The organism is Streptomyces sp. NPDC006739 (genome assembly GCF_042869815.1).
GTDB lineage: Bacteria > Actinomycetota > Actinomycetes > Streptomycetales > Streptomycetaceae > Streptomyces.
The window spans coordinates 23,031-35,579 of the sequence record NZ_JBIAGM010000046.1 but is presented as its reverse complement, the minus strand read 5'-3'; the positions used below and the strand labels follow the sequence as shown (position 1 = coordinate 35,579).

Annotated in this window: 12 protein-coding genes and 1 pseudogene; 7 read left to right on the top strand and 6 right to left on the bottom strand. The window is 70.2% G+C overall.

The window, feature by feature from the left end:
• Positions 1-82 precede the first annotated feature (82 nt).
• A complete protein-coding gene (locus ACFYMM_RS41945) occupies positions 83-997 on the bottom strand; it encodes an SDR family oxidoreductase (RefSeq protein WP_388397538.1) in 915 nt (304 codons plus the stop codon).
• Between the two features lie 85 nt (positions 998-1,082).
• Here ACFYMM_RS41945 and ACFYMM_RS41940 point away from each other — a divergent pair, with 85 nt between their 5' ends.
• Both ACFYMM_RS41940 and ACFYMM_RS41935 read left to right on the top strand, forming a co-directional pair.
• Positions 1,083-1,646, top strand: coding sequence for a TetR/AcrR family transcriptional regulator (locus ACFYMM_RS41940; RefSeq protein WP_388397535.1), 564 nt, complete (start codon positions 1,083-1,085; stop codon positions 1,644-1,646).
• Positions 1,647-1,778: 132 nt separating this feature from the next.
• On the top strand, positions 1,779-2,285 hold the full coding sequence (locus ACFYMM_RS41935) for an amidohydrolase family protein (protein WP_388397543.1): 507 nt from the start codon (positions 1,779-1,781) through the stop codon (positions 2,283-2,285).
• 433 nt (positions 2,286-2,718) lie between these two features.
• Here ACFYMM_RS41935 and ACFYMM_RS41930 read toward each other — a convergent pair whose 3' ends face one another.
• From ACFYMM_RS41930 to ACFYMM_RS41910, 5 genes and pseudogenes are all read right to left on the bottom strand, one after another.
• Positions 2,719-3,426 carry a hypothetical protein gene (locus tag ACFYMM_RS41930; protein WP_388397533.1) on the bottom strand — a complete coding sequence of 236 codons (708 nt, stop codon included), beginning with the start codon at positions 3,424-3,426 and terminating at the stop codon, positions 2,719-2,721.
• 173 nt (positions 3,427-3,599) lie between these two features.
• A pseudogene (locus tag ACFYMM_RS41925) lies at positions 3,600-3,845 on the bottom strand (NAD(P)-binding domain-containing protein); the annotation flags it as partial.
• A 31-nt stretch (positions 3,846-3,876) separates the two neighbouring features.
• On the bottom strand, positions 3,877-4,815 hold the full coding sequence (locus ACFYMM_RS41920) for a TIGR03619 family F420-dependent LLM class oxidoreductase (protein ID WP_388397531.1): 939 nt from the start codon (positions 4,813-4,815) through the stop codon (positions 3,877-3,879).
• Between the two features lie 116 nt (positions 4,816-4,931).
• Positions 4,932-6,218 (bottom strand): cytochrome P450, encoded by a 1,287-nt coding sequence (locus tag ACFYMM_RS41915; RefSeq protein WP_388397528.1) that lies wholly within the window; start codon positions 6,216-6,218, stop codon positions 4,932-4,934.
• A gap of 17 nt (positions 6,219-6,235) precedes the next feature.
• On the bottom strand, positions 6,236-7,555 hold the full coding sequence (locus ACFYMM_RS41910; protein ID WP_388397541.1) for a glutamine synthetase family protein: 1,320 nt from the start codon (positions 7,553-7,555) through the stop codon (positions 6,236-6,238).
• Between the two features lie 352 nt (positions 7,556-7,907).
• Here ACFYMM_RS41910 and ACFYMM_RS41905 point away from each other — a divergent pair, with 352 nt between their 5' ends.
• Genes ACFYMM_RS41905 through ACFYMM_RS41885 form a run of 5 tightly spaced genes read left to right on the top strand, consistent with a single transcriptional unit; the run spans position 7,908 to position 12,546 of the window.
• A complete protein-coding gene (locus ACFYMM_RS41905) occupies positions 7,908-8,096 on the top strand; it encodes a ferredoxin (RefSeq protein WP_388397525.1) in 189 nt (62 codons plus the stop codon).
• A 2-nt stretch (positions 8,097-8,098) separates the two neighbouring features.
• Positions 8,099-9,307, top strand: coding sequence for an NAD(P)/FAD-dependent oxidoreductase (locus tag ACFYMM_RS41900; RefSeq protein WP_388397522.1), 1,209 nt, complete (start codon positions 8,099-8,101; stop codon positions 9,305-9,307).
• 14 nt (positions 9,308-9,321) lie between these two features.
• Positions 9,322-10,128, top strand: coding sequence for an acetoacetate decarboxylase family protein (locus tag ACFYMM_RS41895; protein ID WP_388397519.1), 807 nt, complete (start codon positions 9,322-9,324; stop codon positions 10,126-10,128).
• A 35-nt stretch (positions 10,129-10,163) separates the two neighbouring features.
• The gene (locus ACFYMM_RS41890; RefSeq protein ID WP_388397517.1) at positions 10,164-11,627 is read left to right on the top strand and encodes an aldehyde dehydrogenase; all 1,464 of its coding nucleotides are present in this window, start codon (positions 10,164-10,166) and stop codon (positions 11,625-11,627) included.
• Entirely contained in the window at positions 11,620-12,546 is a 927-nt protein-coding gene (locus tag ACFYMM_RS41885) for a 3,4-dihydroxyphenylacetate 2,3-dioxygenase (protein WP_388397515.1), read from the top strand. The genes ACFYMM_RS41890 and ACFYMM_RS41885 overlap by 8 nt, the downstream gene beginning before the upstream one ends.
• Positions 12,547-12,549 lie beyond the last annotated feature (3 nt).

Sequence of the window (12,549 nt, the reverse complement as noted above, 5' to 3'; positions counted from 1 at the left end):
CCGGAGCCGAGGACACCACGTGAGCACATGACCCCGTACTCGCCTCGCACACGCGTCGCACTCCGACGGCTTGACAACAGCATTAGGAAGCAGGGCCGAAGTAGTGGCCCTTGTCCAGGTCCTCCAGCAGGCCCGGCTGGGACGGCCGCCAGTCCAGCAGTTCCCTGGTGACCGTGCTGGCGGCCGGGCTGTCCAGGCCGATGAAGCTGCCGAGCCAGGCGAAGTGCCCGGCCGCGTCGGCGGGCGCCACCGAGACCACCGGCACGTCCAGACGGCGGCCGATCACCTCGGCGACGTCACGGATGGCGACGGCCTCCTCACTCGCTCCGTGCAGCACCGAGCCGGCGGGCGCCTTCTCCACGGCCAGCCGGAACAGTCGTCCGACGTCCAGCCGGTGCGCGGCAGGCCACCGGTTGGCGCCGTCGCCGATGTATCCGGAGACGCCGCGCTCCCGGGCGATGCCGACCAGCGCCGCCATGAACCCGTTGTCCCCCTCGCCGTGACAGGTGGGGGCGAGGCGCACCACGGCGGAACGCACCCCGCGGCCGACCAGCTCCAGCGCCGCCAGGGCGGTGGCCTGCCGTACCGAGGTCGGTGAGCCGTCGACGGCGGGCACGTCCCGCTCGGTGACCACCCGGCCGGGCGCGAGGCCGAGCAGCCCGGAGGCGATCACGAGGGGCCGGTCGGAACCGGCCAGCACCTCGCCGAACGCGTCCACGGCACGTCGGTCCGTCTCGGCGGCCCCGCGGAAGTCGCCGCTGAAGGCGATGTCGTGCTTGAAGGCGAGGTGGATGACGCCGTCCGAGGCGGCGGCCGCCGTACGCAGCACGTCCAGGTCGTCGACGGTGCCGCGGACGACCTCCGCGCCGGCCGTGGTGAGCGCGGCGGCGGAGGCGTCCGAGCGGGCCAGCCCGGTCACCTGGTGTCCGGCGTCGAGGAGTTCGGGTACGACGGCGGAACCGAGCCAGCCGGACGCACCGGTCACAAAAACACGCATGGGAGGACCCCTGACTGTTGATGACAGTGACTGACATCGAAAGTAACACCTGATGTCAGTCACTGCCATCGCGTAGGATTCCGCCATGGGCAGATGGGAGCCGAACGCGCGTCAGCGCCTGGCGGAAGCGGCGTTGCAGCTCTACGGCGAGCAGGGGTACGAGCAGACGACCGTGGCGCAGATCGCCCGGCAGGCCGGCCTCACCGAACGCACCTTCTTCCGGCACTACGCCGACAAGCGCGAAGTGCTCTTCGCGGGCTCCCCGCTCCAGGAGCTGTTCGTGAGCGCCGTGGCGGAGGCCCCACCGGACGCGGCGCTGCTCGACGTGATCGGCGCCGGCCTCGACGCGGCCTCGGACATGTTCCGGGGCCGCCACGCGTACGCCCTGCGCCGGCAGGCCGTGGTGGACGCCCACCCGGAACTCCGGGAGCGCGAGCTGATCAAGCTCGCCGCGCTGGCGACGGCCCTCGCCGGCGCCCTCCGGCAGCGCGGGGTGCCGGAACCCACCGCGACCCTGACCGCCGAGACCGGGGTGGCCGTTTTCAAGGTCGGTTTCGAACGCTGGATCAGGGCGGCCGAGGAGACCGACATGGCTCCGCTCATGCGCGACCTGCTGGACGAACTCGGCAGGGTGGCCGCCGGAGGCTGACCATTGAGGCCGGGGTGCCGCGCAGCCGGACCAGTGAGGCCCCGGTCAGTCTCAGGGGTGCGTCGGACGAGCCGACCAGGACCACCTTGCAGGACGCGGCATGGGCTGGGGCCGTGGTGAGACTGCCGTCGGCTGGCTGAAGGGGCTCGCGGCCCTCTGCTGCGGTGTACTCATCGACGGTCCTCTTCCACGCCCGGCACCGTCCTGCCGGTCGCCGTCGCCGTCGCCCTGGCCCGCGGCACCCACGCCGCCGCGATCAAGGGCTACGCCGACCTGGACGCCGCGACCGTCGCCGCCGTCACCGCCCAGGCGTACCGCGCCGGAGTCGACGTCTGCACCGGCACCGACCACGAGACCGATTCCGGCGACCCCTTCCCTGCCCTGTACGGCGAACTCGACTTCCTCGTAGACCGCTGCGGCATCCCCGCCGCCGACGTCCTGCGCTCGGCCACCCTCGTCGGCGCCCGCGCCGCCGGCACCGAGGCGGACACGGGCACCGTCGAACCCGGAAAGCTCGCCGACTTCGCCGTCCTGGAGGAGAACTCCCTCCAGGACATCGGCAACCTGCGCACCATCACGCTCACCGTCAGACGCGGACGCCGGTTCGACCGCGCCGAGTTCGAGAAGGACGCCCAGTGACCGACACCGCCACCGGCCGGCCCGTGAGCGTGAACGCTCTGGCCCAGCGACGCCCGCGTGATCACCGGCGCCCACGCCTCCCGGCCTGACCGCCGTGAACATCACCCTTGGCTGCACCATGGGCGCCCTGCCGCCGTACGAGCACACGCTCGTGGAGATCGCCGGGGCGTCGACCGGTCCGTGACCTGATCCGCCTCCTGGAACGGCGCGGCTACCGGTCCGAGCGCATCGAGAAGATCCTCGGCCGCCGCCTTCCTCGACTACGCCGACCGGGTCTGGAGGGCCTGACGGACCGTGCCGGACGCGCGCCGGGTGCCGGACCGCGGCCGGCCCGGCCCCTGGGGCCGCGACCGCGCGGGATCCGTCCCCGGCACCGGGCAGGCAGGCCAGCGAGATCTAAAACACGGCCTAGAAGGCCCATGCGGCCTTGCGCTCAGCCGATGAAGCGCTTGTTGGCGGCCGCGGCAGCGTCGGCGATCAGGGCGTCGCCCTTGTGGAGAGGCTCGATGGTGAGTGCCATGAGGTTTGCTCCGTATCGGACGATGAGGATCGGCTCGGCAACGGTGACGCCAGTACCGCCGGCGAGAAGTTCTGCGCTTTGATCGCCGTAGTGCGGAGCAGGCACCCGGGTCAAAGTCATTGTCGCCGGGGGCGTCGGTGAGGTGACGGTCGCGGTAGGGCAAGTGGCCGCGTCGGCCAGCAGGTTGTTTGTGGCCTGCTTGGCCTGGGCCGGGCTGGAGAAGGAGCCCACCCATTCATTCAGGCCTGCCCGGGTCGTGAGATTTGCCAGTGTGCGGGCGGCGAACTGCTGAGCCGAGAACCTGCCAACCCGGGGGTTCATTGCGAAGGAGCCCATAGCGTCGGTACAAGCGACCGATCCAGGCTTGAGCGTATGGAAGCCTGGCGGCTGGTCCACTCCGGTCTGGTTGTCACCAAAGGACTTGTAGCCGAGGCCGAGTTCGTCGGGAGTGATTAGCCGTTTGATGAGCTGGGCCGTGGTCAGCGCGGGCATGCCTGCACCCGCAGGCGCCGCAACAGGCTTGGCGGAGGTCGGCTGGGCACTGGAGCCAAGATGGCCAGTGCTGTTCGCAGCCTTTGCACTGCAGCTGCCCAGGAGCAGGCTGCTCAGTATCGCGGCCATGGCACCTACGGTGCGGACGTGTCTTCGTGGAAGAGCGATCACCCGCTCATCCAAGCCGTTCCCCGAAGTTTTGACCAGGGCCTTCGCCGCACACCCCCTGACATCCACGAGTGACATCAACGACCCCGTGAACCAACACACTGCTACGGCTCCGTTCGACCGCGGCGACCGATGGAGCCGCGCACGTCTCCGTCGATGGCCGCTGCAGTGGAGGCGGCCCGGGCGGCGTTCCGTGAGCCGATGATGACCTGTTGGCCCGCACCGGCGAGCCGGTGGGCGAGGCCGCGCCCCTGTGGGCCGGTTCCGGCGAGGATGCCGACGACAAGGCCCGACACATCGGGGAGGCGATGGGGATCGTTTCGAGTGGCGTCATCGGGAGCGCAGGGGCGGGCGCCGACGGCTTCGTCGAGAGTGGTCATGCCGCGAGGTGCGGGATATCGGGCGGCGCCGTCAGGCGGTCAGGGACTCCACGCGGCGCATCACCTCGCGGCAGAACGCGCCCACTCCGTTCGGGTCGTCGGTGAACTGCGAGGGCTTGACGCAGAAGGTGGTGAAGCCCTGGTCCATCTGTTCGGGGATGGGTTCAAGGGCCTGTGCGAGGTCGGCGCAGAGGTTGTCGTCGGGGAACACGGCGCGGGTGCTGCCGATCATCTCCAGGTCGGCGATGTCGCGGCCTGCGGCGGCCATCGCGGTCTTCAGCGTCTGCATGTCCTCGGGCTTCACCTTGCCCAGCGGATTGAAGGCGTGGCCGTACCGGACGATCCTGCGGACCATCGCGTCGTGCATGCCCGCGCCGCCGAAGCACAGTCGGGGGCCGTCCGGGCGGTGTGCCTTGGGTTCGAAGTAGACGTCGTGGAAAGTGTAGTACTCGCTCTTGTGAGACAAGGGAGAGGGGCCCCACAACTTCGCCCAGATCGCCAGGTGTTCGTCGAGGAGCTTGCCACGCCGGGAGAACGGGACGCCGAGTGCCGCGTACTCGTCGCGGCTCCAGCTGACGTTGGGCAGCACGATCAGCCGGCCCTCGGAGAGAAGGTCGAGGGTGCCGAGCTCGCGGGCCAGGAGCAGGGGATGCCGCAGGGGAGCGATGACCGCCGATGCGGCGAGACGCAGGCGATCGGTGACAGCGGCGATCGCGCTGAGGAGCATGAGCGAGTTGGGCCATGGGGTGTGGGGGTCCTGGTTGCCGGGCAGGGCGTAGTCGCGGGGGTTGCCCATCACGCCGCCTGCTCCGGCGTCGGGGCCGAGCACGATGTGTTCGCTGATCATGACGGAGTCGAATCCGGCGTCCTCGGCCTCGCGGGCCCAGCGGATCACGGCCGGCAGATCCGCGCGGCCTCCGGTCATGGTCCAGTTCTCGCTCAGCACCAGCTGCATGCGGGGGGTGGTCATCGTGGCGATCCTCGGGCCGAGTGTGTTTGAGGGCAGACGTGAGGGGCGGCCGCTGGTTCGAGTCGGGGCGCCCCGGCGGCCGCAGCCGTCCGGACGGCTGCGGCAGGCGGTCGCGGTCAGGCGAGGGTGACCTCGACCGGCAGCTTCTTGATGCCGTTGACGAAGTTGGAGCGCACGCGCGGGACTTCGCCCGTCAGACGGATGTCCGCGATCCTCGGGATGAGCTCCTCGAACATGATGCGGATCTCGGTGCGGGCCAGCAGGTTGCCCAGGCACAGGTGGGGGCTGCCCTTGCCGAAGGTGACGTGGTCGTTGTCGGCGCGGGTGACGTCGAAGTCGTACGGGTTGCCGAAGGCCGCCTCGTCGCGGTTGCCGGAGGCGTACCACATGACGACCTTGTCGCCCTCCTTGATGTGCTTGCCGCCGAGTTCGACGTCCCGGGTCGCGGTGCGGCGGAAGTGGTAGACGGGGGACGCCCAGCGCAGGAACTCCTCCACCGCGACGGGAATCAGGGACGGGTCGTCCTGGAGGCGCGCCAGCTGGTCGGGGTGCTGGAGGAGGGCCAGCATGGAGTGGGTGATGGTGTGGCGGGTGGTCTCGTTGCCGGCCACGACGAGGAGCAGGAAGTAGTTGTCGAAGTCCTGCGACGAGAGGGGCACACCGTCCTTCGGGGTGGTGTTCACCAGCTTCGACACCAGGTCCGTGCCGTCGCCGCCGCGCCGCTGCCGGGCCAGCTCACGGCCGTACTCGAAAACCTCCAGCGAGGCGGGCGAGCGGAAGGGCAGGTGCCGGTACTGCTCGCTCTCCGCGCTGTCCAGCAGGACGTCGGCGTAGTCGGGGTCGGTGTTGCCGATGATGCGGTTGCCCCAGTCGATGAGCTGCTGGTTGTCCTCCGGCGGAACGTCGAGGAGGCGGGCGAGGACGTTGATGGGGAAGTCGGCGGAGACCTCCTTGACGAAGTCGAAGCTCCCCTTGGCCAGTGCCGCGTCCAGCGTGGTGGCCGTCAGGCCGCGCAGGAAGTCGGTGTAGCTGTGGATGACGCTCGCGCCGAACTGGCGCTGGAGCAGGCTGCGCATGGCGCGGTGGCGGACGCCGTCCAGTTCCAGGATGGAGGCACGGGTCTTGATCTGGTCCTCGTCGACCTCTTCGAGGTTCACGAACTTCATCGAGGTGAAGGTCTCGGCGTCACGGTCGACGCGGGCGATGTCGGCGTGCCGGGTCACCGCCCAGAAGCCGGAGTTGGGGGCCTCCTCGGGCTGCCAGTGCACCGGGTCCTGGTGGCGCAGGGTGTGGAACATGCGCCACGGGGTGATCCCGTCGGTGAAGTTGTCCAGGTCGGCGAGGTTGACGTCCGCCAGCGGCATCGGTTCGTTCACGGCGGCGGTCGGGGTCTCGGTCGTCATCGCATGGCTCCCAGTCGTCACAGGTGGTAGGCGTACTCGGTGAACTCCCAGTCGGTGACGTGCCGTTGGAAGCGTTCGACCTCGTTGCGCTTGTAGGAGAGGAATGAGGTGGTGAAGTCCTTGCCGAGGACGTCGGTGAGTTCCGTGTCCGCCTCCAGGGCGTCCAGCGCGGCCGGCAGGCTCATGGGCAGCGCGGACGCCCTGGCGGTGTCGTAGCCGTACCCCTCCAGCGGGGCAGGGGGCTCCTCGCCGGCCAGAACCCCGAGCAGCGTGGCGGCGATCGTGCCCGCGATCAGCAGGTACGGGTTGGCGCTGGCGTCACCGAGTCGGAGTTCGAACCGGGCGCCGGAGCCGCGCTCGGGCGGGATGCGGACCATGGCGCTGCGGTTGTCCAGGCCCCAGTCGATGAGCCAGGGGGCGAGGGTGTCCGGGCCGAACCGCTTGTAGGAGTTCACGGTCGGGTTGGCCAGTGCGGCCAGGGCCGGGGCGTGGGCGAGGATGCCGGCGACGGCGTGGCGGGCGGTGGCGGACAGCCCGTACGGCCCGGCGGGATCGTCGAAGGCGTTGCCGCCCTCGTCGTTGTCGCAGGACAGGTGGAGGTGGAAACCGGAGCCTCCGGCGTCGTTGAACGGCTTGGCCATGAAGGTGGCGAGTTTCCCCTCCTTCCGGGCCAGCTCCTTGATCGCGGCCTTGAAGAAGAAGGCGCGGTCCGCGGCGGACAGGGCCTCGGAGTGGGTGAGGTTGATCTCGAACTGGCCGCCGTCGAACTCGTGGTTGCCGCTGGTCGCGCCGATGTTCATGTCCCGCAGCAGGCGCAGCGTGCGCAGCAGGTGGTTGTCGCCGTCGGCGCGCAGACCGGCTGTGTAGACGACGCCGTCGGCGCCCGAGTAGCGCTTCCAGCCACTCGGGGAGGCAGGGTCCTCGTCGCAGAGGAAGTATTCGAGTTCGGGGCCGACCACCGGACGCAGGCCGTGTTCGCCGCACTGGTCGAGGACGGTGCGCAGCAGATCGCGGGGGGACTCTGGCGCGGTCATGCCGGTGGCCGGGTCGGTGACATCGGCGAGGCAGGCGGCGACCCCGGGTTCCCAGGGGAGCGGGACCAGGCTGTCCAGGTCGGGGCGCACGGTGATGTCGGGCAGACCGGCGTCCAGACCTCCGGAGACGGGGACCACGTCGCCCTGGGGGCTGGTGTGGTAGACGGCCCGGCAGAAGGCCAGGCCGTGGTCGCAGGCCGACGGCAGGTGGTCCAGCAGGATGTCGCGTGCGCGGTCGGTGCCGATGAGATCGGGATAGGTCACGCGCACCACGTCGATGCCCTCGGCGGCGAGCCGCTGCATGTGCTGACGGAGGCTGGGGGTTGGGGCTGCGCTCACCGATGTCTCCTCGGGCGCTTGGGGTGTGGATGGCGAGGGGAGTCAGAGGCCCGTGCGGGTGGAGGCACACGGGCAACTTGTTTGGTGCCAAACGGTATGGGGAGTGCGGGCACCCCGCAAGAGGGGGCTGGAAAAAAATTATCCGCATGGATAGGTATTGACCAGGGGTAGGCGGCTCCCTATGTTGTTTGAAGCCAAATGAGTAAGGGTCCGGTCAGTCACCGGGTCCTTGGCCGGGGCCCGGCAGACAGCGGCCGGGCCCCTCTTCCTCCCCTCGCCCCCCGCCCCGACGCCCTCACATTCAGGAGGACCGGCCATGAAGGTCGTCGTCGACATGAACAAGTGCCAGGACCACGGCCAGTGCGTCTTCGCCGCCCCCGATGTCTTCTCCATGGACGACAGCGGCCACCTGGCCTATGTGTCCGACCCCGACAACGCGCTGCGTGACGAGGTCGAGGAAGCCGCCGACGTGTGTCCGCTCCAGGCCATCCGTATCGAGGACTGATCATGAACGCACGCATTGTCGTGGCCGGCGCCTCCATGGCCGGCCTGCGCGCAGCCGAGCAGCTGCGGGCCGTCGGCTGGACCGGAGCCATCACGCTCGTCGGTGACGAGCCGCACATGCCCTACAACCGGCCGCCCCTGTCGAAGGAGGTCCTGGCCGGCAAGGCCCCCTTCGAGTCCCTCGCCTTCCGCCCGCGGGCGAGCGTGGCCGACGTGGAGTGGCGCCTGGGCACCCGGGTCGTCGCCGCGCGGCTCGCGGAGAACATCGTCGAGTTCGACGACGGCGAGGCGCTCTCGTACGACGGTCTGGTCGTCGCCACCGGAATGCGGCCCCGACGCCTGCGCTGCCCTGGCCCGCTCGCCGGCCGGCACACGGTCCGCACCATCGACGACGCGCAGGGCCTGCGGCAGGCCCTCACTAGGCCCGGAGCCCGCGTGGTCGTCGTCGGAGGCGGCTTCATCGGCTGCGAGGTCGCCGCCACCGCCCTCGCTCTGGGCGCCCGTGAGGTGACCGTCGTCGATCCGCTGCCCCTGCCGATGGTCGGCCCCCTGGGCGAGCTCGTCGCCGAGGCCCTGCTGAAGCGCCACGAGGAACGCGGTGTGCGCTTCGCCCTCGGCACGGGCGTGACGGGCTTCACCGGCGACGACCACGTAACCGGCGTCGCCCTCGGCGACGGCACCGTCCTGCCCGCCGACGTGGTGGTCGAGTCGGTCGGCTCGGTCGCCAACACCGAGTGGCTGGACGGCAACGGCCTCGATCTGAGCGACGGCGTGCTCACCGACGAGCACCTGCGCGTCGGCGGCCGGCCCGATGTGGTGGCCGTCGGTGACGTCGCCCGCTTCCCCAACGCCCGCTACGACGGTCTCCCGCGCCGTGTGGAGCACTGGTGCATCCCCACGGACACCGCCAAGCACGCCGCGAAGGCCCTCGTCGCCGAGCTGACCGGCACCGGCCACGACCTTTCCCCGTTCGCGCCGCTGCCCACCTTCTGGAGCGACCAGCACGACTTCCGCCTGCAGTCCTTCGGGGCGCCGGTAATCGGCAAGGAGGACGTGCGCGTGCTGGAAGGCGATCTCGATGGTGACGTCGTCGTCGGCTACCACGCCAATGGCCGGCTGGCCGGTGTCGTCGCCCTCGGCGGGCAGGCCGCGGCGGCCGCCGCCTCCCGTTACCGCGCCGAACTGCTCAAGCAGCCCGCACTCACCGCCTAAGGACTTTGCTGATCATGACCACCGTCCGTGGATTCCTCTTCCCCAAGACGGCGAGCGGAGCCTCGTCACTGATCCCCTCACCGCCCTGGCGGTACTCCGGGGACCTGCTCACCGTCGAGTACCGCACCGACCCGGCACGCGTGCGTGAACTGCTTCCCGAGCCACTGGAGCTCGCCGACGAGGACCCCGGCGCGGTGGCGCTGATCTGGGCCGACTGGCAGTCCTGCTCGGCGTCCGGCGGGGAACTGCTCGACCCGGTGCTCTCCCAGTACAAGGAGGCCTTCGCGGTCGTCCGCTGCAAGTACCGGGGACAGACCTACTCGCGATGCGTCTACATCTGGGTCGACAAGGACTTCGCCATCGCCCGCGGCCTGCACCAGGGCTACCCGAAGAAGCTCGGCTCGATCCACCAGACCCGCCCGCACCCCTACGGTCCCGCGCCGCGCATCGAGGCGGGGGCCCGCTTCGGCGCCACGCTCGCCGCCGCCGACCGGCGCCTCGCCCACACCGTGGTCACCTTGCGCGAGCCGTCGGAGACGAACGGCTTCGTCAACGCCCACCCGATGGCTCACCACCGCTGGCTGCCCTCCATCGAGAAGGGCAAGGGCCTGGCCCTGGACGAGCTGATCGAGTCGGGCGCCGCGTCCTTCGAGGCGGGACAGGCCTGGCGCGGTGACGCCCAGCTGGAACTGTTCGAGGCACCCACCGAAGAGCTGGCCCGCTTGGAGATCCGCGAGCCGATCGCTGCCTACTACCGCCAGGTCGGCGTCGTCTGGGACGGCGGCCGACTGCTGGAATCCGGCACCTCCGGCGCCGAGTAGACCCCCACCACCTCGCGAGACCGGAGGAACAGAGCATGAGCGAACACACCATCACCGTGTCCGGAGTCGCCGTCGACGCCCGGCACTGGATCGGCGGCGAGCGCGTCGCCTCGACACAGACGTTCCCGGACGTCTCGCCCATCGACGGCCACACGATCGGCGAGATCTCCCGGGGCACGGCCATGGAGGCAGCCGCCGCCGTGGCCGCCGCGAAGGCCGCGTTCCCCGCCTGGGCCGCCACCTCCCGCGAGGAACGCGCCCGCATCCTGCACGCGATCGCCGACGGGGTCGAGAAGCGGATCGAAGAGCTCGCCATCGTCGAGACCACCGACAACGGGGCCCTCCTGCGGTCGCACCGGCGCGGGGTGATGCCGCGTGTGGCGCACAACTTCCGCTTCTTCGCCGACTGGCTGCTCCAGCTGGACCACGAGGACTTCGACACCCGCGGTCACACCAACCACGTCAGCTGGGACCCGGCCGGCCCCTGCGTCCTGATCACCCCGTGGAACGCCCCGCTCATGCTGGCCACCTGGAAGGTCGCCCCGGCCCTCGCCGCAGGCAACACGGTCGTCCTCAAGCCCGCCGAGTGGTCACCGCTGACCGCCTCCCTGCTGGCCGACATCGCCGCCGAGGCCGGGCTCCCGGCAGGCGTCCTCAACGTCGTCCAGGGCTACGGCTCCGAGATCGGCGACGCGCTGACCTCACACCCCGACGTACGCCGGATCAGCTTCACCGGCTCGGTACCCACGGCCAAGCGCATCGCGGAGTCGGCGGCCGCGAACCTCACGCCCCTGAGCCTCGAACTGGGCGGCAAGTCGCCGCTGCTGGTGTTCGCCGACGCGGACCTGGACCTCGCCGTCGACCTGGCGGTGGAGCAGTACGACAACGCCGGCCAGGTGTGCCTGGCGGGCACCCGGCTGCTGGTCGAGGAGTCGATCGCGGAGGAGTTCACGCGCCGGTTCGTCGAGAAGGCGAGCGCGCTGAAGCAGGGTGATCCGCGCGACGAGGCCACCGACATCGGGCCCAACATCCACCTCCGCCAGCTGGAGAAGATCGACGGGTTCGTGCAGCGGGCCGTGGCAGCCGGGGCCCGTGCCGTCATCGGCGGCCACCGCGAGGACGGCTATTACTACCCGCCGACCCTGCTCACCGATGTCGCCCAGGACTCCGAGATCGTCCAGGAGGAGGTCTTCGGCCCGGTCCTGACGCTGCAGACCTTCACAGACGAGGACGAGGCCGTCCGGCTCGCCAACGGCACCCGCTTCGGACTGGCCGCCACCGTCGCCACCGGCGACCAGGAGCGCGCCGAACGCGTCACCGCACGGCTCGTCGCAGGCACGGTGTGGGTGAACTGCTTCTTCGTACGCGACCTTCAGGCCCCGTTCGGAGGCTCCCGCCTCTCCGGCGTCGGTCGCGAGGGCGGCACCTGGAGCTTCGACTTCTACTGCGACGTCAAGAACACCGTCACCGCACCGAAGGGATGGAAGGACCATGGGTGAGATCGTCGGGGCGGGTCTCCTCGCCCACGTCCCCACCATCGTGCTGCCCGAGGAGACCCGGCTGGAGCTCAACGGGGGCAAGGAGATCACCCTCGTCACCGGCCTGAACCAGCTCCGCGAGGACGTCTTCGCGCGCGACGACTACGACACCGTGGTCGTCCTGGACTCCCACTGGGCCACCACCGTCGAGTTCGTCGTCACCGCGCAAGCGCGCCGCGCCGGCCTGTTCACCTCCGAGGAACTGCCGCGCGGCATGTGCCGGATGCCGTACGACTTCCCGGGCGATCCCGAACTGGCCGAGAACGTCGCGAAGTTCGCCGACAAGCACGGCACGTGGATCACCCCGATCGATGACGACTACCTGCCGATCTACTACGCCACCATCAACCTGTGGAAGTTCCTCGGCGAGGGCCTGCCCGACAAGCGGTGGGTGACCATCGGCGTCTGCCAGACCGGTGACATGGAGGACCACCTGCGGCTCGGCCGCGCCCTGGCGGACGGTATCGCCGCCACCCCCGGGCGGCGCGTGCTGCTGATCGCCTCCGGAGCTCTGTCGCACACGTTCTGGCCGCTGCGCGAGCTGCGCGACCACGAGGCCGGGGACCCCGTCCACATCTTCACGCCCGAGGCCCGCGCGGCGGACTTCGAGCGCATCGCCTGGTTCAAGGAGGGTCGTCACGACAAGGTCCTCGACACGATGGACGAGTTCTGGAAGTACAAGCCCGAGGCGAAGTTCTTCCACTACCTGATGATGGCCGGCGCCCTCGGCGAGCGCGCCTGCGTCGCCAGGGCCCGTCAGTACGGCGAGTACGAGAACTCGATCGGCACCGGCCAGGCGCACCTCTGGTTCGACCGCCCGGACGACGGCTGGACCGGCACCGGCCTGCCCGCCCCACGCACCCCTCACAGTCGCATCTAGGAG